We start from the raw sequence: 21,091 nt of genomic DNA, 5'->3' as shown, positions 1-21,091 counted from the left end.
CCAGCGCATCAGCCGATCGCGCCGTAGATGGCGCGCGCCTGGTCGGCGTCGGCGATGGGGCGGCCGAGCGCGAGGCCGCCGGTCAAGGCCTGGGCCACCAGGGCCGCGTTGCCCGGCGCGATGCTGCCGTCCTGCAGCGTCAGGTTGTTCTCGAAGCCTACCCGCATGTGGCCGCCGAACGAGGCCGCGCTGGTGACGCACGCGTTCTCTTCGCGGCCGAAGGCGCAGACCGCCCACGGCAGGGTGTAGTCATAGGCATTGAGAAAGGGCAGCAGATCGTGCGGCGACGACTGCTGGCCCGCGCTGTAGCGGCCCAGCACGAACAGCGTCGACCACGCGCCCGCCGGCACCAGCCCGCGCGCGCGCAGCGACTGCCACTTCTCCACGTCGGCCACGTCGTAGAGGATGATCTGCGTCATGATGCGTTCGGCCGCGATCCAGGCGAAGAAGGCCGCCAGCTCGCTTTCCTCGACCTCCGGCACCGCGATCTCGCGCAGCCCGATCGACACCGCGCGCGGGCGCAGTTCGCGCACCATGGCCATCTGGGCCGGCGCGCGATATACGCCGGCGGCCTCGCTCGTGACCTGCACCAGCAGGCGCTCGCCGACCGCAGCATCGACCGCGGCGAGCGCGTCGCGATAGGCCTGCACGTCGATCGAATGCTTGCCTTCCGGGGTGCGCACGTGCATGTGCATCATGGCGGCGCCGGCATCCAGGCAGGCCTGGGCCTCGCGCGCCAGCGCGGCCGGGGTCATGGGCACGGCGGGATGCTGTTCCGCGGTCTTGTAGGCGCCGTTGGGCGCCACGCACACGATCAGCGGCGAGGCCGAGAGCAGGGCGGGCGTCGGGCGCGCGCTCATGGCTGGATCTCCGGCAGTTCGGCCGACAGCAGGTCGAGGCCGGCACGCAGCAGGCGATCGTAGCGGGCGCGTTCGGCGGCGATGGTCTCCGCGTTCCAGCTGTAGAAGCCCTGGCCGGTCTTCATGCCGTGGCGGCCGTCGGCGGCGCGTTCGGTCAGGCAGCGCGCCGGATGGTCGTCGTTGCAGAAGGTGGGATACATGGTGGCGCCGGCGGCGGCGTGCACCTCGATGCCGGCGTGGTCGCGCTGCAGCACCGGGCCGGCCGCGAGAAAGCGGAAGCCGAAGCCGAAGCGCACCGCGGCGTCCACGTCCTCGGGCGTGGCGATGCCTTCGTCGATCAGCTTGAACGCCTCGCGCGAGAGCGCGTGCTGCAGGCGGTTGGCGAGAAAGCCCGGCAGGTCGCGCGCCACGCGCACCGGCACCATGCCGCAACGGCGCATGAAGCCGATCAGCGCATCGGCGCTGGCCGGCGCGCTGGCCTCGCACAGCACCACTTCGACCAGCGGCACCAGGTGCGCCGGCATGAAGAAGTGCAGGCCCAGCATGCGGTCGCGCGTTTCCAGGCCCACGCCGATGGCACTGATCGGGAAGCTCGAACTGTTGCTGGCCAGGATGGCGTCGCGCGGGGCGCGCTGCACCAGCTCGGCGAACAGCTTCTGCTTGATGTCGAGCCGTTCGGGCACGCACTCGATCACGAGGCCCACGTCGTCCCACTGGACGTCGTCCAGCGTGGCGGCGGTGCCCACGAAACGGGCGCAGTCGGCGCGGCCGGCGGCTTCCAGGTTGGCGGCCACGCGGGCCGGCAGGGCGGCCGCGCGCTCGGCGTGCGGCTCGATCACGGTGGTCCGGCATTGCGCGCGGGCCAGCACCACGGCCACGTCGGCGCCCATCGTGCCGCCACCTACCACCACCACGTGCGCCGTGGCGGGACGCGCCAGGGGCGCATTGTTCGTCGTCTGCATTGATCGCTCCTTCGATCGGGTTCGGCGCCAGTGTAGGGAAGCGGCGTTGATTGATGAATCAGATTTTTTTTATAGAATGATCGAATTACAAGATCAATCAACGGAGACGCGCGTGAAGGTCAATCTGTCGATGCGCGACATCGAAACCGTGCTGGTGCTGGGCCGCACCCTCAATTTCCGCCAGGCGGCCGCGCAGCTGCACCTGTCCCAGTCGGCGCTTTCCACGCAGATCCTGCGGATCGAGGAGGCGCTCGGCGTGCGGCTGTTCGACCGCACCACGCGCAGCGTGCGGCTCACCGCACCGGGCGAGGTGTTCATGCAACAGGCGGCCGCGTTGCAGGTGGCGTTTCGCGAGGCGATCGACGCGGTCGGCGGCATCGCCAATGCCGATCGCGGCCAGGTCGCCGTGGCGGCGCTGCCGTCGCTGGCGGCGCGCCTGCTGCCGCGTGTGTTGATGGCGTTCCGCCAGACCCACCCGGGCGTGGCGCTCAAGGTGCACGACACCCTGTCTGGGCCAGCCTTCGACCTGGTGCGCAACGGCGCGGTCGACTTCGCGCTCACGGCGGCCGATCCGCAGCAGGCCGACCTGCACTACGTGCCCATGATGTCCGACAGCTTTCTGCTGCTGATCCCGCAGGATCACGCGCTGGCGCGCAGCACCGGCCCGCTGCGCTGGGCCGACACGGTGGACGTGCCGCACGTTTCGATGGTGCAGCCCAGCAGCGTGCGCCAGTACACCGAATGGGCCTTCCTGCAGAATCGCATCCGCTTCCAGCCGGCCTTCGAGGCGGAGCACCTGGCCACCATCGTGGCGATGGTGGAGTGCGGTTTCGGCGTGGCGGCGCTGCCGGAGATCGCGGCGCGCGCCGTGGCGCACACCGGCGTGGTCGAGCGGCCGCTGGTGGGGCCGGTGGCCGAGCGTTCGATCGGGCTGGTCACCTCGCGCAACCGCAGTCTGTCGCCGGCGGCGCTGGCCCTGGTGGATGAGTTGCGCCGGCAACTACCGGCGCCCGCGGCGAAGCGGGGCGGGAAGGCGGGTGAGAAGCCTCAGGCGGCGCGGCCCGAGCGCAGGCGCTCGGCGGCCAGGTAGGCGTCGCGCGACGGAATGATGTGCTGGCCGCACAGCGCCACGAGCGCCTCGCGGTCGCCGGCGCGCAGCGCCTCGATCATGCTCCAGTGCTCCTGGCGCGCGCGCTCGCGATAGCCGGCGGCGGCCAGGGTGCCGAAGCGGATCGGGTGGGTGCGGCGCGCGTATTCCTCGATGGCCTGCTGCAGGATCGGGTTGTCGGTGAGCGCGAACAGCTCGCGATGGAACTGGTGGTTGCAGCGGAACACGTGGCGGGCGTCGCCGGCCGCCACGGCCGCATCGTGTTCGCGCTGGATCGCGATCAGCGGCTCGAGCCGCGCCGGCGCAACCGGCAGCGGGATCAGGCTGGCGGCGCGTGCCTCCAGCAGCTCGCGCAGCGCGTAGAGCTCCATGACCTCGGTGGTGCTGAAGGCGCGCACCTCGGCGCCCACGTTGGGGCGGCGCTCGATGGCGCCCATCAGCTCCAGCCGCCCCAGCGCCTGCCGCACCGCGTGGCGCTTGAGCCCGAAGCGGGCCATCAGCTCGTCTTCGGTGAGGCGCTGGCGCGGATGCAGACGGCCGAAGACGATGTCTTCTTCGAGCGCGGCGACGGCGTCGTCGAGCGTCCAGTCGGCAGGGGAGGCGGAGGCAGTCATGGCGGATCGGTCAGCGCGCGCGCGGCACCTTTTCGTTGGTTTCGGTGGCGCGCAGGAAGTCGAAGTCTACCCCCTGGTCGGCCTGCGTCACCGTCTGCAGGAAAAGCTTGCGGTAGCCGCGCTCGGCGCTCGGCCGCTCCTGCGGCGCGGCGGCCGCCCGGCTGGCCAGCTCGGCATCCGGGATCAGCAGGGCGATCTCGCGGTTTTTCACCGAGAGACGGATGCGGTCGCCGTTCTGCACATAGGCCAGCGGGCCGCCGATGGCCGACTCGGGCGTGACGTGCAGCACGATGGTGCCGGCCGCGGTGCCGCTCATGCGCCCGTCGGAGATGCGCACCATGTCCTTCACGCCGGCCACGGCCAGCTTCTTGGGGATGGGCATGTAGCCGGCCTCCGGCATGCCGGGCGCGCCGGTGGGGCCGATGCGCTTGAGCACCAGGATGTCTTCGGCGGTCACGTCGAGGTCGGGATCGTCGATCCGCAGCGCCATGTCTTCGGCGCTCTCGAACACCACGGCGCGGCCCTCGTGCTCCATCAGCTTGGGATTGGCGGCCGACTGCTTGATGATGGCGCCGCCCGGCGCCAGGTTGCCGCGCAGCACGGCCAAGCCACCCACCGGATAGATCGGCGCATCGAACGGACGGATGACGTCCTGCTTGAAGGGCGGCGGGGCGGCGTCCAGCTCCTCGCCCAGCGTGCGGCCCGAGACCGTCATCACGTCGAGGTGCAGCAGCGGGCGCAGCTCGCGCAGCAGGGCCAGCATGCCGCCGGCCTTGTGGAAGTCTTCCATATAGTGCTGGCCGGAAGGCTTGAGGTCGACCAGCACCGGGGTCTCGCGGCTCATGGCGTCGAGGCCGGCGAGGTCGATGTCGATGCCCAGGCGGCCGGCGATGGCGGTCATGTGGACGATGCCGTTGGTGGAGCCGCCGATGGCGAGCAGCACGCGCAGCGCGTTCTCGATGGCCTTGCCGGTGAGGATCTTGTCGGGCGTGAGGCGGGCGCGCGCCATCGCGACCGCGGTGGTGCCGGTCTGCTCGGCCACGCGGGTGCGGTCGGCGGTGACGGCCGGGGCCGATGCGCCGCCGGCCACCATCATGCCCATGGCCTCGGTGAGGCAGGCCATGGTGGAGGCGGTGCCCATCACCGAGCAGGTGCCCACGCTGGCGACGAGCTGGTTGTTGACGTCGGCGATCTCGACGTCATCGATCTCCTCGGCGCGGTAGCGGCCCCAGTAGCGGCGGCAGTCGGTGCAGGCGCCCACGCGCTCGCCGCGATGCGCGCCGGTGAGCATGGAGCCGGTGACCAGCTGGATCGCCGGCACGCCGGCCGACGAGGCGCCCATCAACTGCGCCGGCACGGTCTTGTCGCAGCCGCCGATCAGCACCACGGCATCCATGGGCTGGGCGCGGATCATCTCCTCGGTGTCCATGGACATGAGGTTGCGCAGATACATGCTGGTGGGCTGCGAGAAGCTCTCGTGCACCGAGATGGTGGGGAAGTCGACGGGCAGGCCGCCGGCCAGCATGACGCCGCGCTTGACCGCTTCGATCAGCTGCGGCGCATTGCCATGACAGGGGTTGTAGCTGCTGCCGGTGTTAACGATGCCGATCACCGGGCGGTCGAGCGCGCTGTCGGTGTAGCCGGCGCCCTTGATGAAGGCCTTGCGCAGGAACAGCGAAAAGCCGGTGTCGCCGTAGTTCGTGAGGCCCTTCTTCAGGCCGGTGGCGGGCGCCGCGGCGGGCGCCTTCGCGTCTTTTTTCTTGTCCATAACCATCCCGATAATATTATTGATAATCGACGCAGCGATCATAAATCCAGGGAGATACGAGCCGCAAGCGGAATTTAGTCCGACTGAGATTGATCTGTTTCGTAGATCAAATCATCGAAAAATACTGATTAAATTATCAAGATCGCACGCCTACACTCCGCCAGAGTGAGCCGGGCACCCATCCCAATCCAACCCGGCAAGTAGAGGAGACAATGATGTCCGACCGTCGCTCGACGGCCGGTGCCGCGCGCTTGCCGCGCCGTGCCGTGCTGAACTCCCTGGTGGCGCTCTGTGCCGGTGCCATGCTCGGCGCAGCCGCCGTGCCGGCCCATGCCGCGGATGCCTATCCCGACCGCACCATTCGCATGGTCGTGCCTTACCCGCCCGGCGGCGCCACCGACGTGATCGGTCGCGTGCTGGCGCAGCAGCTCACCGGCGAACTGGGCCAGACCGTGGTGGTTGAGAACCGCGGCGGCGCCGCCGGCAACATCGGCGCCGACGTCGTGGCCAAGGCCACGCCCGATGGCTACACGCTGCTGATGGGCGCCCTGACCAGCCACTCGATCAACGCGGTGCTGTACGAAGGCCGCGTCAATTACGACATCGAAAAGTCGTTCGCGCCGATCTCGATCGTGGGCACCGTGCCGCTGGTGTTCGTGGTCAATCCCAAGGTGCCCGCCAAGACCCTGACCGAGCTGATCGCCGCAGCCAAGGCCAAGCCGGGCAGTCTGACCATCGCGTCGGCCGGCAACGGCTCGCCGCAGCATCTGGCCGCAGAGATGTTCAAGCGCGTCGCCGGTGTCGACATGCTGCACGTGCCCTACAAGGGCAGCGGCCCCGCCATGACGGATCTGATGGGCGGCCAGGTGCTGACCATGATCGAAACCGTGCCTGCCGCGCAGGCGCACGTGAAGGCCGACAAGCTGCGCGCGCTGGCCGTCACGTCGAAGGATCGCGCCGCGGCCCTGCCCGACGTGCCGACCGCCGCCGAGGCCGGCCTGGCCAACTTCGAAGTGAGCTCGATGTTCGGCATCGTCGCACCGGCCGGCACGCCCGCGCCCGTGGTCGAGAAGCTCAACGCCACGCTCAAGACCATCCTGGCCAAGCAGGAAGTGAAGGACGCGCTGGAGCGCCAGGGCGCCATCGCCACCTGGACCACCCCGGCCGACGCGGCCGCCCGCATCAGCGCCGAGCGCAAGCAGTGGGCCACCGTGATCCGCGAGGCCAACGTGAAGGCGGAATGATGATGACGCGCCTTGCGTGATCTGCCGAGCGGCCCGTCCTGGACGGGCCGCTTTTTTTTCGACCTGAACGGTTAGGCGATCTGGCGCAGCGCCTGCGTGAGGCCGTTGTTGCGCACCGAATCGATGCCGCCGTCACGTGCCGCTTCGGAGGTGTACATCTGGCTGTTGCCGATCACCTGGCCGTTGCCGGCGCGCAGCGTGAAGAAGTAGCGGCCGTTGCTGGCCTGGGCGCGGTTGTAGCGCGTCGCGTCGAAGCAGTTTTCGCGCACCGAGTCGATGCCTTTCTGCGCAGAGGCCTTGGTGGTGTAGGTTTCGCTCGACAGGATCACTTCGCCATTGCTCGCCTTGAGCGTGAAGTGGAACTGCCCGGTGCTGCCCTGCTTGAGTTCGAACCAGCCTGCCATGGAGCACTCCTGGAATCGTCTTGCGGTGAGGGAAGGGGCCGGCGCGGCAACGGCGCGGCAGGGCCAGCATACGCGCAAACGTGGACACAGATCCGGCGCGGTATGGTCTTGTTGCAGACGCCCGCCGCGGGCGCGGCCGCCTGCCGAGGTGTTGCAGGAGCTGGCTGAAGCGGTCCTTTCGCACCGCCTCGTCGCCCGTCGCTGGCAGAGGTGGTCCCTGCACGATCGGACTGCCTGGTGGCGTCGCGCCCAGCCAAACAAAAACCCGGGGCCCTCGCGGGCGCCCGGGTTTCACGCGCAAACGAGCGGGCCGCGAGGGCCCGCCCGCCAGCATCACTTGCCGTTCTGCAGGCGCTTTTGCAGGCGCGCGGCACGGTCCGGCGAGGACGGGTGCGAGTCGAACATGCTGCTGTTGCCGCCGTCCAGCTTGGCCAGCTTTTCGAAGGCGGTGATGAGGCCCTTGCGGTTCATCTTCTTCTCGGTCAGCAGGTCGAAGGAGTAGTCGTCAGCGGCGGTTTCCTGCGATTGCGAGAATTGCGCGTTGATCAGCTTCTCGGTCATCTCGCCCAGTTGCGACGACGACAGGGCCGAGACGGCGCTGTTGCCGGCCGAGGTGGCGGCGCCACGGGCGGCGCTCACGGCGTAGGCGGTCTGCATGGCCTTCTTGCTGTGGCCCAGGGCGACGTGGCCCATTTCGTGGCCGATGACGCCGCGCAGTTCGTCGTCGTTCATCATGTCCATCAGGCCGCTGTACACGCGCACGCAACCGTTGCCCATGGCCCAGGCGTTCACGTCCTGCGTCAGGTAGACCTTGTAGTTGATCTTCTGGCCGTTGAGGTCCATGTTGCCGAAGCCGCGCATCACGGTGTTCAGGCGCTTGGTGTACTTGCTGTTGGCCGGAGCCACCTTCGACTGCGCGTCGCTTTCCTTGCAAGCGGCATCCGACAGCTGGACGATGTCCGCGTCAGACAGGCTCATGGCCTTGGCCATGTCGCCACCAGCCGACATCAGGCCGTCGGCATTGATGCCACTCATGTTCGCACAACCGGCGAGGAGGACGCTGGCCAACAGCGCCGAGCCGAGCAGGGCGTTTTGCTTTTTCATTTCTGGTTTCCTCTTTCTTGGTGTAACTAAAAAGGTGCGGCCCGGTATCGGTATGTATATGGACCGCCACAGGCGATTGAAAGCTTCGCGGCCTAAACTGTAATGAGCGCCGCGCGGGGGCGTGGTTTGGGTGCTTATCAAATCGCTACAAATAATTAGCGAGCGCCCAAAATGTAGGAATTCGGCATACCTTGCCGCACGATCTTCTCGCTCGTGCCGGCGGGTCGCGGGCTGCCCATCGGGGCGCCTGATTGCGTGTGCAACCATTCCTGCACGTCCCATTGCCGCGGCCGGAGCGGGCGCGCTGCGCCCTACGCTGAAACCTGCCTGGGAGCCATGCCGTGAGCAATGTTTATATCGATAAGCGGCTCGATACCTCCGCGCGCCTGTATTGCCGCATGAATTTCCGTGAACTCATGGAACTGCTCGAATTCGAGCAGGTGCGTTTTCACGGGCGCAACACGGTCTGGCCCGCGAGCCAGGCGCTGTCGGCGGGCCTCGCCTGTGGCCAGGCGGTGCAGGTGCCCGCAGTGTGGCGCGAACGCCTGCTGCCCTCGCGCGGACAGGCCGATCTCGACGGCGCGCAGGCGCTGATCGGCATGCAGCGCTGGTTCCTCGGGGGCGAGGCCAACGCCGCGGCCACCTCGGCCGACGCGGTGCCCGAGAGCACCGTGATCGTGCAGTCCACCGTGTCGGCCATCACCGAGGCCGCGCTGGGGGCCGAAGGGGTGCGCCTGGTGATCGCGCCCGTGCGTTACGCGGCGCCCACGCTGATGCGCAACGGCGCGCGCCGGCTGCCCGACCTGCTGACCGGACCGGCGCAGCGACGGCGCGACCGGGAGGCGCGCGTCGTGGCCATCCAGGAAACCACCGCGCCGGACGTGCCCGGCGCAACCGAAGGCGCCACCGAGCCGACGGCGGCCCGCGTGCGGCGCGCGCTGACCTTCGATCTGCGTACGCTGATCCAGGGCGTGGCGGTGCTGCGCGATGCGCCCGCGCATTTCCATGATCTCGTGAGCCGCGTGGTGCAGACGCGGCTGTGGGTCGGCGTCGGCCGACTCTGAGGCGGCCGCGTCAGTCGCGCACCGGCGCGGCGTCGCCGAGCCGCCGTTGCACCTCGGCGACGGTCGTCTCCAGGCCGGGTGGCCGCTCGGCCTCTGCCGTGCGGGGCGCGATGGCGTGCCAATCATCGGGCGCGTCGATGCCCGCCAACTGGCGGTCGAGCACGGCAAGGGTGGCGTCCGATGGATCGTTGCGGCGCGCCGCGACGCGGCGTTCGAGTTCGGTGCGCGGCGCCCACAGCCAGACGCCGTCGAACGGCACCCCGGCGTTGCGTGCGCAACGAACCAGTGCCGCGCGGCTGTCGGCGCGGTCGAACACCGCGTCGGCCACCACCGCGCCGCCTTGCGCCAACATGGCTGCCGCCTCCTCCAGCGCGGCGGCGTAGACCCGCTGCGACACGGCAGCTTCGTAGGCCTGCGGCGGCAGCCGGGTCAGCGCGCTCACGCCGTGCAGCCGCTTGCGCACCCGATCGCTCGAAATCACGCGTGCACCGGGCGCGGGGCCGATGGCGTGCGCGATGGCCGCGGCCACGGTCGATTTGCCGCTGCCGCTCGGCCCGCCCACGGCGACGAGCCGGGCGGGCCGGGGTGCCAACAGACTCCGTGCCAGCGCCACGTAGGCGCGCGCCTCGTCGGCGGCCGCATCGCCGTCGCGCGTGCTTTGCTGGGCGGCGACATGTGCGCGCACCTGCGCTCGCAGCGCCATGAAGAACGGCAGCAGCGCCACCCCGTCGCGCTGCGGGGCGGCGTCGAGATAGCGGTTGTAGAGAAAGTTTGCGAGCGCCGGCTCGCCGCGCGCCTGCAGGTCCATCAGCACGAACGCCAGGTCGTAGAGCACGTCGATGGTGGCGAGCGCCTCATCGAACTCCAGGCAGTCGAACAGCGTGGGCTCGCCATCGACCAGGCAGATGTTGCGCAGGTGCAGATCGCCGTGGCAACGGCGCACCTGGCCCGCGCGGGCGCGCGCGAGCACCCGCGGCGCCAGGCGATCGAGGCATTGCCGCAACTGCAGATCCAGCGCGGCGGCGGCCTCGGGCGCCACCGAAGGCGCATGCGCGAAGGCGCGCGCATTGGCGTCGAGCACGCGCCGCAGGTCCGACACCGCGTCAGCCGGCGCCGCGGGCGCCGCCTCGGCATGAAAGGCCGCGATGACGCCGGCCAGCCGCTCCATCAGGTCCGGCGTGAGCCGATGGGCGGCCGCCATGCGGTCGAACAGCGTGTTTTCGTCGAAGCGCGCCATCTCGAGCACCGCCTCGATCGGCTCGCCCGCGCCGTCGAAGGCCAGCCGGCCGTCGGGCCCGCGCGTGATCGTGCGCACGCGGCGGTACAGCGCGGGCGCGGTGCGGCGGTTCAATGCGAGCTCCGTATCGCAGGCCGCGCGCCGCAGCGCGAGCGTGGAGAAATCCAGATAGGGCAGGCGCACCGGCCGCTTGAGCTTGTAGGCGGCGGCGCCCGCCAGGACCACGACGGAGATGTGGGTCCGCACGACGCGTATCGCCTCGGCGTCCAGGCCGTGCGTGGCGGGGTCGGTGAGAAAGGCCAGCGCCTCGGGGCACTGCGCATCATCGGATGAGGCCGGGCTGTTCATCGCATGCGCCGCAGAATGGGATGTCCCATCCTAGCATCGCGGCGGCGGGGTACCGCTTGTGCGGCGGGCAGCGGGCCTGGCGGGTTTGCGGCGCGGGTGCCGGGCTGCGCCAACGACGGCGAGGGGTGCGAGGCGGCACCGGCGAAAAATGCAGTCTGACACCTTTGTTTCTCGTGGATCGCGGCGCTTGGCCCGGTGTGAGGCGATCTCCCTGGGGGCTATGTCAAAAATGCAGTCTGACACCTTTGTTTTAAATGCAGTCTGACACCTTTGTTTGAGTGGCGTGACGTCGCAATGTCGCTGCGCCGCTGCGCCGCGGTGTCAGGATGCTGCGCGGGCGCGGCGCCAGCGGCCGGGGGGCTCGCCCATCATGGCCTGGAAGGCCTTGCCGAACGCGGCTTCGGAGCGGTAGCCCACCGCCTCGGCCACGTCGGCCACCGGGCGCCGCATGTCCTGCAGCAGTTCGCAGGCGTGCATCATGCGCAGCCGGGTCACCAGTGCGCCGGCCGCCGTGCCGGCCACGCTCTGGACCTGGCGCGCGTAGGTGGCGCGCGACATGGCGGCGTGGGCGGCCAGCGTGTCGAGTGTCCAGTCGGCGCCCGGCTCGCGCAGCAACGCCTGGATCGACGGCGCCAGGCGCGGATGGGCGAGCAGCGGCAGCAGGCCCGGCGGCGCCTCGGCCGCATGGCCGTGCGCGCGCAGTGCCAAGGCGAGCAGGGCCTGGCCCAGCGCATTGATCAGCGCGTTCGCGCCGGGCCGTGCCACCGCCGATTCGCTGCGCAGCAGATCGACCAGCGCCGCCAGCGGCTGGGCGTCCGTTGCGCCCGCATCGAGCGGGAGCGAGGCGTGCAGCACCGGCGGCAGCGTCTGCGCGAGCAGAATGCCGGCGCCCGGCGCGTAGCGATACCGCCCGCACACCAGGTCGACGGCGGCCTGTGCCGGCGTGTCGACATTGGAGACGCGTGCCAGCGGCGTGGGCTGCGGGGTGGCGACGGGCGCGACGGCGCGGCGCGGCTTGCCGCGCGCGCCGGCATGCGCGAGCGTGTGGGTCTGGCCGTGGCTCACCATCACGAAGTCGCCCGCCTGCATCGCGATCTCGCCGGACGTGGTGCGCAGCAGGCAGCGTCCGGCCAGCAGCAGATGAAAGGCGGCCTCATGGCGTGGCGCCGGTTCGTGCGGCAGCACGAACGCACCGTCGAGCAGGCAGCGCACGTCCATGTGCGCCTCGAAGCGGCCCAATGCCAATAACTGACTCAGTGCGTCCATCCCCAGGGGTCCTTTTGAGTGTGATGTGGGCTCGCCCGCCGTGAGACGAATTCGCTAGAACTTGAGGATTCTAAGTCTTAAGCATGGGCTCGAAACATCGCAGAATCTCTCCACGTCGTCAGGCGGCCCCCGCCGCCGCGCATCACCCCAAACGGAGAATCCCATGCTCGACTGGAACGAATACCGCAAACAACTCGGCCCGCGCATCGGCGAACTGGGCAAGCTCACGCCCGACACGCTGGCGGGCTATCAGACCATCGCCAACGCCGGCAACAAGACCGGCCATCTCGACGCCAAGACGCGCGAACTGATCGCGCTGGCGGTGGCGGTGACCACGCGCTGCGACGGCTGCATCGCCGTGCACGTCGCTGCCGCCGACAAGGCCGGCGCGACGCGCGAAGAGGTGGCCGAAGCCCTGGGCGTGGCGGTGGCATTGAACGCCGGCGCCGCGATGGTGTACTCGGCCCGCGTGATGGACGCCATGGCCGAACTGCCGCCCAAGTGAGCACGAGGCGGGCCGGCCCGGGCACACCGCGCCGCCCCGTTTCACCACGCGTCGGACGTTGCATCCATGATGATCGTCATCGATTGGAAGCCTGGGTTCGTCGCGCGGAATGTCCTCCGCTCTGTCCGGTCGATCGCTGCACGCGAGACTTGCCGGAGGTCGGAGGGGGTGGGCACCGACTTTGATTTCACCTTCCCGCGCCAACGTTTCCACCTCTGCACGTGCTATCGCGGCGCCGGCGCCGAGGCGCGCGGCGCCTTCGTCCGCGCCGGTGTCAGGCCGGCCGGCGACCCAAATACAGCCACACCGGTGCGAGCGGGAAGGCGAGCCGGCCCAGCGCCTGTACGCCCTCGAAGCCGGCCAGCGTCATCGCCGCCGGCACCTCGCCCGCGGCGGGCAGATAGTTGCCGCGAAACTTCAGAGAGGTATAGAAGGGCATGACCGCCGCGGCCACGGCCGGATCGTCGGGCACCTCTGCGTGCGCCAGCAGCGCGACGCCGCCGGGCGCGAGCGACTCGCAGATCCGGCGCAGCAGCGCGTGCGGGTCCTTCATGAAATGCAGCACCGATGAGCACCAGACGAGGTCGTAGCCGCTGCCGAAGCCGTCCTGGTTGAGGTCGCAACCCAGCGTGTCCAGGCGGGTATCCAGCCCCGCGCGCTGGATGTTCTCCTGGGCGACCGCCGCCGTCTCCGGCCCGTCGCAGACGGTGCCGCGCCAACCGGCGAGGCGCTGCGCCAGCGCGATCGCCACATGGCCGGGGCCGCCGCCGAGGTCCAGCAGCCGGCCCGTGTCGGGCAGGGCATGCAGGCACGCCAGCCGCTCGAGCACGGCCGGTACGCTGATGTGGCGCTGCTCCTGCCCGATCTGCATCCGCGCCGCCTGCGCCCACGACCCTGCGGGCGCCGACGTGTGCGCCATGTCGGCGGCGGGATCATGGCCATCACGCAGCAGGGACTCCATCTGGCTGGCGAAACGGCCCAGCAGCCTGGCCCGGTACAGCCATGCCTGCGTGCAATTCTCGCTCGACGCCTCGCGAAAGAAACGCGCGGCGACCGCGCTCACGCCATACTCTGGCGCGGCGCTGGGCTGCGGGGGCGCGTGGCGCGTCAGCAGCCCCATGCTCCACAGCAACTCCAGCCACGTCGCGCTCGCGCTGCGGTCGAGTTGCAACCGTTCGGCAACCTGGGCGGGCGCGGTCGGCGCCTGCAGCAGGTCGAACAGGCCGAGCGTCAGCGCCTGTTCCAGGGCTTGCACCTGCAGCGGCGCACCGACGAGGTCCCAATAGGGTTGCAATGGATGGCGCGACTCAAAGCGCATGACGACCTCCGGCGAGGCGGGAACGACCGCAGGCGAGGTCGGCGCGGTCGGCGTCGGCGGACTGGCCGGACCGCAGCGCGAGCGGGGCGTGCGGCTGCCACCCGGTGGCAAGGCGGCGACCCGGAATCGGCATGGACATGAAATACCTCCTGTTGCGGCGCCCGGCATAGGCGCCGGCGCATGGAGGTCACTATAATTTTCAGATGCGCATGATTTTCATTTGATATTTAGGCGATCCGGAGCGATTCTTTGGCGATCGGGAGCGCGGCCGCCGATGGCGGTAACGAGTCTGTACCCGGGATCACCATGCCTTCACCGTCGCGCGTGCCGCCAGCCGCAGTCGGGCCGTTGGTTGCACAGGCAACGATCCGTTCTCAGGCGCGGCGATCCGCAGCCCGAGGCCCGGAAAGAAGCGCGCGGCGTCGCCCCTGATCCGCACGCCCGCCATGAGGAGGCCAGGAACATGAACTACCGCATTGGTCCCGCCGACCTGATCGTTGCGCGCGCACCGGATCCCGGCGGGTGGTGCCAGACGCGCCTGCCGGCCGAGCTGGGCCAGGGCGCGACCGACAGTCTCGCGCTCGCCGACGGCCTGACGCTCGCCGTGTCGCACTACCGCCCGCGTCACGACCTGATCGAGGAGAGCGTGGTGGAGCGCGGCCGCAGGGCGCTGACCATCACGGTGGCGCTGCAGGGGCGTTCCTCGTGTGTCGAACGCCGGGGAGGGCGGTTCGAGTTTCTCGCCGGCCGCACCACCGTGGCCGCGTTCGGCGACGCCCGCGCCCAGCGGCGCTTCCTGGCCGACGAAGACGTGCGCCAGCTGCGCGTGATCGCCGACGAGGAGTTGCTGGCTGGTTATGGCTGCGAAGACGTGCTGCACACCGACACGCCCGCCATCGCCGACCCGCTTTTCTTCGACACCACCAGCGCATGCGTTGCCGACCTGGCGCGCGCGCTCATGCTGCGGCACGACCGGCGCCGGCGCGAAGAGGGCGAGGCCGAGCGCGTGGAGCGCATGGACCTGCACATCGCGGCGCTGAGCCTGCTGTCCGAGCAATGCAAGCAGATGCGCCTGCGTTCGCCCCAGGCGGGGCGCTGGCGCCCGGACGACCGGGCCCGGCTGCAGCGCGCGCACGACCTGATCCTGCAGCACTACGACCGGCCGCTCTCGATTGCCTACCTGAGCGCCGAGGCCGGCATCAACGAGTGCAAGCTCAAGCAGGGGTTCCGCCAACTGCACGGCACGAGCCCGCACCGTTTGCTCACGGAGGTGCGGATGCGTCGCGCGTGGGAATTGCTGGAGTCGGGGCTGCATGTGTCCACCGTCGCCTACCGCGTCGGCTACCAGCATCTCGCGAGTTTCAGCGCGGCCTTCAGCAGGCATTTCGGCCGCACGCCGAAGTCGGTTGCGGGCAAGCGCCAGGCCTGAGCAGGCCGGCGCGCCCGCGAGGGGTAGCCGGCCTGTTTGGCGCGCGGCGCCATCGGGCCCGGTGCCATCGGACCCGGCGCCGACGTGGCGTCAGAACGCCCAGCGCAGGTTGGCGCTTACGGCGTGCTCCGCATACTGACCGCCCAGCGTGCCGTTGTAGCTCACCGCGAGCATGCCGTTCTTGCCCAAACCGCCCGCCGCCGACAGCCCCAGCACGGCGGCATCGCCCGACAACGGCACGCTCTCGGCGTTGAAGGGCTGCCCGCCTGCCGCGAACGAGAGGCGGGTTCGCATTGCCCGGCCGGCGAGCCGGTGCTGCCAGCCGAGCAGGGCGTCGAGCCGCAGCACCCGCGCGGCGCCCACGACGGCGTCGTGGCCCAGGCGCAGGCCCAGCGTCGATACCACCGTGTGATTGCCGCTGGAACCCAGCCGCAGCGCCGCGTCGGCGCCCGATTCGGTGTGACCCTCGCCGTCGACCCGGACATACGCGATCCGGCCGAACGGCTCGACCCGGATGGCGTGCGCGGGCATTCCGCGATAGGCGGCTTCACCGAAAACCTGCGAGGTGCGTGCCGACAGCGTGTTGCGTGCCGTGTGGTTCGCGCCGCCGTAGCCGAGCTCGCGCCGGACCTTGCCCTGGCTCCAGCTTCCCGCCAGGCCACCTCGCAGGGCGAGCCCGCCGATTTGCCAGCCGGCATAGGCGCCCAGATGCAGCGTATCGACGCGGGCCGATGCGGGCGCGCCCTGCATGCGCAGCGACTGATGGCCGTAGCCCGCCAGCGCGCCGACACGGAGGCCCTCGCGCACCCGGGTGTCGGCGCCTGCCAGGAAGCCGCTGGTGTCGGTGGTGTAGCCCGAGGCGGCGCGGTCGCGCGACCATGCGCCCAGCAAGCGCGTCCAGATGCGCACGCGGCCGTCGGGCCCGGGCGTGCGCTGGGCATCGTCGAGCTGATCGAACGCGGCGCCTCGCACGTGCCGGCTTTGCTCCGCCAGCATCGCGTAGGTGTTGGCGTAGACGCTGCCGTCGAACTGGCGCAGCAGCGTGCGCGCCTCGGCCGTGCTGCGCGACGTCAGCAGGGCGACATATGCGCCATTGGCTTGCGGCAGCGATTCCATCGCCGTGCCGACCGCGCGGCCGTTGCCGTCGGCCGCCGCCTGGGCGAACGGCACGGCGTTGCGCCCGAGCGCCACGGCGAGCGACGTGGCGCCATAGGTGGGAATGCCCCCGAGGAACGGATAGGGTGATGTCACCGTGGCGAATTTTCCGCTGATGCCGCGGGCGGCGGTGAGCACGGTCTGGCGCTTGCCGAGCGTGGCCTGCAGATCCGCCGCCGTCACTGGCCTGCCGGTGTGCTCGAGCTCCACCGACAGGGCGCCGCCTTGCAGCGTGGCCTGGCCCGCGACCTGCAGCAGGTCGGCGCCGCGCCCGTCCCGGGCCAGCTCGACGGCATACGTGGCGCCGCGCGCGAACGTGGCGTCGCCGGCCACCTTGAGCGTGCCGACCGAATGGCCGGGGGCGACGCGACCGCCTGCCGCGGCATTCAGCGCGGCCAATGTGCCGGTGCCTTGCACCAGCCCGCCGGCGGCGACCACGACGGTCCCGCTGGCGCCATCGATCGCGGCGCGGCCCCCGCTCACCTGAACCGCGCCCGTGGTGCCTGACGCGAGCAGCGTGCCACCGTGGTTCACCTTGACGTCTGCGACCTTGCCCGCCACGGTGAGCGTGCCTTGGCCTTCCACCACCGAGGCGCCGGCCAGGGTGCCGGTCTTGGCGATGACCAATCCGCCCTCGCGCACCCACGTGGTGCCGTGGTAGGTGTTGGCACCCGCCAAGGTGAGCTCGCCGCCGCCTCGCTTTTCGAGGCTGCCGACGTAGGTCTTGCCCGTGAGCGGATCGAGACCCCGCTTTGCGATGGCGGCATCCCAGTCGCGGATCAGGTCGCCAATCATCGTGCGGTCGGCCTGCGTGAAACTGCCTCCATTCCGGATCAGCTCGATGAGCAGTTCGTGGTCGAACCGGGTCGGCGCGTCGTCGGCGACGGGCACCCATCCTTGGGAATAGATGTCGCGCAGATTGTCGATGTTCCATTGGCCGCCGGCGAGCAGGGCGCGCATCGCAGCGACGACCTTCTTGTCGTCGGCCTCGCGTGCCTGCAGCGCCACGTCGGAGATCGGATTCGACCAGGTGTCGGAGGTGCCGTTCGGGAGGTGCACGGCCATGTGGTCCAGCAGCTGCGTGGGACCGTCCATGGCACGCTGCAGGTCGGGCAGGCCCCACCCGCCGATTTCGTTGGGAATCTCCGAAGCGCTTTGCTGGACCTGGGTGAGAAAGCGATAGGTGAGTTTCCCGGTCCCGCCGGTTTGGGTGGCAGACGCTTCCTGGATACGCCCGGTGGAGAGCATCACCTGCAGGGCCTGGGCATTGGTCAGGTAAGGAAAGCGTGACATGACGACCGCCAGGGCCCCCGACAGGTTGGGCGCCGATGCCGAGGTGCCGTTGGCGTTGTCGTAGACCGTGGGCCCTTTGACCGACGCCGACAACATGCCGGATACCCCCATCATGCACGACCATTTTGCATAGCCGCACTGGTTGTAGACCGATGCGCCCGATTGGTCGTAGGCGGCCGCAACCAGCCAGCCGCCCTCGAGATCGGGGTGGAAGAACGGTTGTGCGGCTTCGATGGCGGGGTTGTAGGCGTAGTCCTGGTTGATGGCCGAGAAGACCTGCACGTAGCCGTACTGGCGTTGCGCGTCGACGGCCGCGTCGACGAATGTCTTGCGGTCGCGGACGCCGAGATCGTTGACGCCCACGCTGTTGGACCAGAAATTGCGATTGGCCCGCAGCAGATCGGACAGCGCCGCAGCCGGCCGGCGCGTGTCGCCGGTTTCTTCCTCGAGCTTGACGCGGGGCGCCTGCCCATAGCTGTTGTTCACGATCCGCGCGCCTGCATTGCCGAGTGCATCGTAGGCGGCCTTGAAGTAGTTGTAGTCGAGGTCGTTCGAGCCCAGCAGCTGGTTGTTGTCGCTGCCGGAGGTCGTGGCCATGTACAGATCGGCCTTGAACGCCACGCCATGCATGGTCTTGCCATGGCGCGCGCCGCCGGCAAGCGCCGTCATCTCGGTGCCATGCGAATCGTTGTAGCGCGGGTCGAATTCAGAAGACACGTTGAACGGCGTGCCCGCTACGTGGAACTTGGGCGGGTTGAAGGGCACGCCGCGTTCGACGGTGTAGACCTGGTGCGTGGTGCCGTAGACGCCCTTCACGTTGAGCAGATGCAGACGGCCGCCCCTGAACGCTTCGTGGCTGCTGAACACGCCCGAGTCCACCAGGCCTATCTTCACCCCCTGGCCCATGGCGCCACGGGCGTAGGCATGCTCCGCCTTCATCACGCCCAGCCCCCAGTTGGTGACGAAGTCGGGCGTGCGCCAGCTGGCGGGATCGCCGGCCTTGCCGGGCTCGACGTAGGGCTTTGGCGCTGCGGCGGCCGGTGTGGCGCTCTGGGCGCTCGCCGCCGTGCCGCAGGTGGCGAGCAGTAGCCCGAGCGCAAAGCCGTGCGCGTAGGGTGGTCGGCGCCCGGATGCGCGGGTGGCGGGACTGGCTTGACAGCAGCGGTGGTGTGCGGCGCCGGTCGCACCGGTGTGCGCCTGATGTTGTTGGCTCATGATCGCCCTCCTGTGTGGACTACTCGAGGCAGTCTATCGACGGGCTTTCGATGCGCGTCCCTGTGAAGGTCCGAGAGTGTGTGGAGATTGGTCCGGCAGTCTCTTCTCCCCTGCGACACCGGCGTGGACACGCGGATGCGTGGTGCTGATTTGTCTCACCTGCGCTCGATCCCGGGGATCGAACGCGTGCGTTCAGTCAGCCAGCCAGGGGTCGATGACGGATATACCGGCGGCGCGAAACGGGCGCGTGTCACGCGTTGCGACGCGCAGGCCATGTGCCAGCGCGGTTGCCGCGATCAACGCATCGTTCGTGCTGGGCGGACGCCCCGCGCGGGAGAGGCGAGCCAACAAATCGGCATAGGCGGAGGTGCAATACAGATCGAACGCGAGCACGCGGTCGTGGAACATCGGGATGATCCAGAGCTCCAGTTTGACTTCCATCACGCGCTGTCGCTTGCCGAGCGGCATGAGTGCCACGCCGGAACGCAATTCCGCCGCGGTGACGGCAGACAGAAACAGCGATTCCGGGGCGTTGGCGTGCAGCCAGGCGGTGACCCGCTGGTCCGGCGCATCGCGCATCGTCTCCGAAACGACGTTGGTGTCGACCAGGATCATTTCGGTTCAATGGGCTGCGACGGTGCGGGATGCCTGATCCGGTCGAACAGGGCGTGCTCTTCATCGGTGAGTTGGAAGCTGCGGCACAGCCGAACCAGCGGCGATTCCGCGGGCAGCCTGTCGTCCGCGCGGATGATCGCGATCAGGATGGCCATCAGCTCCTCCTCGGCGCTGCAGCCATTGCGCCGCGCACGCAGACGTAGCTTGTCCATGATTTCGGTGGGTACGTCGGACAGCGTGATGCAGGGCATGGCCGGCTCCTTCGGAGAAGAGGTGCGACGAGGACCACGCGTTTGCTTGCGCGCGGCAGCCACGGCCAGGATGCGCGTGACGCGACGGCGGGCTGAGCCGGCATTCTGCCGCGAACGCGCGCTGAAGGTGAGGGGGCGGGGGAAATCGGTCACACGCGATCGGGTCGCCTGCACGGCGACTGAGATCAGTTGCGCCCGGGTTGATGCGATGGTCCGGCATCGGCGTTCGGGTCGGATCGCAGCGCGCCAATGCAAACAGGGCCTGGCATCTTTCGATGTCAGGCCCTGTTTCCGGGAATTTGGTGGAGCGGAGGAGGATCGAACTCCCGACCTTCGCATTGCGAACGCGACGCTCTCCCAGCTGAGCTACCGCCCCAAATCAAGCAAGACCAAAACTATACCCGAAAATTTTTTGGGTGGGTAGCGGTCCTGCTGAGATTTCAGAATTTGAGCGTGGCGGTCACCGGAGCGTGGTCCGACGGCTGTTCGTTGGCCCGGGTGGCGCGGTCGATCACGACGGCGCTGCACTGCTGGCGCAGGGCGTCGGACAGCAGGATATGGTCGATCCGCAGGCCGGCGTTGCGGCGGAAGGCGAACTGGCGGTAATCCCACCAGGTGAACGACTTCTCCGGCTGGTCGAACAGGCGGAAGGAGTCGCTCAGGCCCAGGTCGAGCAGGGCACGGAACGCGGCGCGCTCCGGTTCGGACACCAGCACCTGGCCTTCCCACTTCTCCGGGTTGTGCACGTCCTCGTCGGCGGGTGCGACGTTGTAGTCACCCAGCAGCGCGAGCCGCGGATAGGTGCGCATCTCTTCCTCGACCCAATGGCGCAGCTTGCCGAACCATTCCAGCTTGTAGGCATATTTGTCGCTGCCGACCGCCTGGCCGTTGGGGCAGTAGGCACAGATCACGCGCACGTCGCCGGCGGGCGAGGGCAGGGTGACCGCCAGGATGCGCTGCTGCGGATCGTCGTAGCCGGGGATGTTGCGGGTGAGCGCAAAGCCCGGTTCGCGCGACAGGATCGCGACGCCGTTGTAGGTCTTCTGGCCGGCCCACGCGGCGTGATAGCCGAGGTCGGTGAAGGCCTGCAGCGGAAACTTGTCGTCGGTGAGCTTGAGCTCCTGGATGCACAGCGCGTCGACCGGGTTGGCCTCGAGCCAGGCCAGCACCTGCGGCAGGCGGACGTTGAGGGAGTTGACGTTCCAGGTAGTGAGCTGCATGAAATCTGAGGGTCGTTGATGGGCGCGGGTTCTGATGCGGTCGGCCGGTCGGTGGGCGTCCGGAAACAGACGGGCGACCGATGGGCCGGAAGCATGGGGACGGCGGGATGG

General features: G+C 69.3%; 19 protein-coding genes and 1 tRNA gene. 5 read left to right on the top strand and 15 right to left on the bottom strand.

Going from position 1 to position 21,091, the window contains the following annotated elements; translation table 11 throughout:
- Positions 1-8: 8 nt before the first annotated feature.
- Positions 9-860, bottom strand: coding sequence for a 3-keto-5-aminohexanoate cleavage protein (locus tag CEG14_RS12820; protein WP_094826730.1), 852 nt, complete (start codon positions 858-860; stop codon positions 9-11).
- Positions 857-1,822 (bottom strand): 3-hydroxyacyl-CoA dehydrogenase family protein, encoded by a 966-nt coding sequence (locus CEG14_RS12815; RefSeq protein WP_094826729.1) that lies wholly within the window; start codon positions 1,820-1,822, stop codon positions 857-859. The genes CEG14_RS12820 and CEG14_RS12815 overlap by 4 nt, the downstream gene beginning before the upstream one ends.
- A 112-nt stretch (positions 1,823-1,934) precedes the next feature.
- Here CEG14_RS12815 and CEG14_RS12810 point away from each other — a divergent pair, with 112 nt between their 5' ends.
- Positions 1,935-2,912 carry a LysR family transcriptional regulator gene (locus tag CEG14_RS12810; RefSeq protein WP_255032297.1) on the top strand — a complete coding sequence of 326 codons (978 nt, stop codon included), beginning with the start codon at positions 1,935-1,937 and terminating at the stop codon, positions 2,910-2,912.
- Here the strand turns inward: CEG14_RS12810 and CEG14_RS12805 are convergent.
- Positions 2,870-3,544, bottom strand: a complete 675-nt coding sequence (locus CEG14_RS12805; RefSeq protein WP_094826728.1) for a GntR family transcriptional regulator — start codon at positions 3,542-3,544, stop codon at positions 2,870-2,872. The two genes, CEG14_RS12810 and CEG14_RS12805, sit on opposite strands and share 43 nt — an antisense overlap.
- A 10-nt stretch (positions 3,545-3,554) precedes the next feature.
- Positions 3,555-5,312: an IlvD/Edd family dehydratase gene (locus tag CEG14_RS12800; protein WP_094826727.1), complete on the bottom strand. Its 1,758-nt coding sequence runs from the start codon at positions 5,310-5,312 to the stop codon at positions 3,555-3,557.
- Between the two features lie 215 nt (positions 5,313-5,527).
- Here CEG14_RS12800 and CEG14_RS12795 point away from each other — a divergent pair, with 215 nt between their 5' ends.
- Positions 5,528-6,556 carry a Bug family tripartite tricarboxylate transporter substrate binding protein gene (locus CEG14_RS12795; protein WP_094826726.1) on the top strand — a complete coding sequence of 343 codons (1,029 nt, stop codon included), beginning with the start codon at positions 5,528-5,530 and terminating at the stop codon, positions 6,554-6,556.
- Positions 6,557-6,627: 71 nt separating this feature from the next.
- On the opposite strand, the gene CEG14_RS12790 is transcribed toward CEG14_RS12795, so the two are convergent.
- Positions 6,628-6,960 (bottom strand): YegP family protein, encoded by a 333-nt coding sequence (locus CEG14_RS12790; protein ID WP_094826725.1) that lies wholly within the window; start codon positions 6,958-6,960, stop codon positions 6,628-6,630.
- Between the two features lie 333 nt (positions 6,961-7,293).
- Entirely contained in the window at positions 7,294-8,064 is a 771-nt protein-coding gene (locus CEG14_RS12785; RefSeq protein ID WP_094826724.1) for a M48 family metallopeptidase, read from the bottom strand.
- 341 nt (positions 8,065-8,405) lie between these two features.
- Between CEG14_RS12785 and CEG14_RS12780 the strand changes: the two genes are divergently transcribed.
- The gene (locus tag CEG14_RS12780) at positions 8,406-9,128 is read left to right on the top strand and encodes a hypothetical protein (RefSeq protein WP_141243336.1); all 723 of its coding nucleotides are present in this window, start codon (positions 8,406-8,408) and stop codon (positions 9,126-9,128) included.
- Between the two features lie 10 nt (positions 9,129-9,138).
- Here the strand turns inward: CEG14_RS12780 and CEG14_RS12775 are convergent, their stop codons facing one another.
- Positions 9,139-10,713: a bifunctional aminoglycoside phosphotransferase/ATP-binding protein gene (locus CEG14_RS12775; protein ID WP_094826722.1), complete on the bottom strand. Its 1,575-nt coding sequence runs from the start codon at positions 10,711-10,713 to the stop codon at positions 9,139-9,141.
- A 321-nt stretch (positions 10,714-11,034) separates the two neighbouring features.
- Complete coding sequence (locus CEG14_RS12770) at positions 11,035-11,979, bottom strand: AraC family transcriptional regulator (protein WP_094826721.1); 945 nt, start codon at positions 11,977-11,979, stop codon at positions 11,035-11,037.
- Positions 11,980-12,142: 163 nt separating this feature from the next.
- On the opposite strand from CEG14_RS12770, the gene CEG14_RS12765 reads away from it, so the two are divergent.
- A complete protein-coding gene (locus CEG14_RS12765) occupies positions 12,143-12,484 on the top strand; it encodes a carboxymuconolactone decarboxylase family protein (RefSeq protein ID WP_094826720.1) in 342 nt (113 codons plus the stop codon).
- Positions 12,485-12,758: 274 nt separating this feature from the next.
- Here the strand turns inward: CEG14_RS12765 and CEG14_RS12760 are convergent, their stop codons facing one another.
- Entirely contained in the window at positions 12,759-13,802 is a 1,044-nt protein-coding gene (locus CEG14_RS12760; RefSeq protein ID WP_179280591.1) for a class I SAM-dependent methyltransferase, read from the bottom strand.
- A complete protein-coding gene (locus CEG14_RS26365; RefSeq protein ID WP_179280590.1) occupies positions 13,792-13,941 on the bottom strand; it encodes a hypothetical protein in 150 nt (49 codons plus the stop codon). The genes CEG14_RS12760 and CEG14_RS26365 overlap by 11 nt, the downstream gene beginning before the upstream one ends.
- A 324-nt stretch (positions 13,942-14,265) precedes the next feature.
- On the opposite strand from CEG14_RS26365, the gene CEG14_RS12755 reads away from it, so the two are divergent.
- On the top strand, positions 14,266-15,231 hold the full coding sequence (locus tag CEG14_RS12755; protein ID WP_094826718.1) for a helix-turn-helix domain-containing protein: 966 nt from the start codon (positions 14,266-14,268) through the stop codon (positions 15,229-15,231).
- A gap of 90 nt (positions 15,232-15,321) precedes the next feature.
- Here CEG14_RS12755 and CEG14_RS12750 read toward each other — a convergent pair whose 3' ends face one another.
- From CEG14_RS12750 to xth, 5 genes are all read right to left on the bottom strand, one after another.
- Entirely contained in the window at positions 15,322-18,894 is a 3,573-nt protein-coding gene (locus CEG14_RS12750) for an autotransporter domain-containing protein (RefSeq protein WP_094826717.1), read from the bottom strand.
- Positions 18,895-19,086: 192 nt separating this feature from the next.
- Positions 19,087-19,509, bottom strand: coding sequence for a type II toxin-antitoxin system VapC family toxin (locus CEG14_RS12745; protein ID WP_094826716.1), 423 nt, complete (start codon positions 19,507-19,509; stop codon positions 19,087-19,089).
- A complete protein-coding gene (locus CEG14_RS25730) occupies positions 19,506-19,913 on the bottom strand; it encodes a FitA-like ribbon-helix-helix domain-containing protein (protein WP_143277207.1) in 408 nt (135 codons plus the stop codon). The genes CEG14_RS12745 and CEG14_RS25730 overlap by 4 nt, the downstream gene beginning before the upstream one ends.
- A gap of 147 nt (positions 19,914-20,060) precedes the next feature.
- Positions 20,061-20,136 (bottom strand) — tRNA-Ala (locus CEG14_RS12735).
- A gap of 64 nt (positions 20,137-20,200) precedes the next feature.
- Entirely contained in the window at positions 20,201-20,980 is a 780-nt protein-coding gene (gene xth / locus CEG14_RS12730) for an exodeoxyribonuclease III (RefSeq protein WP_094826714.1), read from the bottom strand.
- Between the last annotated feature and the right edge of the window lie 111 nt (positions 20,981-21,091).

Origin of the sequence: Bordetella genomosp. 1 (assembly GCF_002261335.1) — a bacterium.
In the GTDB taxonomy this organism is placed as follows: domain Bacteria; phylum Pseudomonadota; class Gammaproteobacteria; order Burkholderiales; family Burkholderiaceae_B; genus Bordetella.
This window is presented reverse-complemented; position numbering and strand designations above follow the sequence as displayed.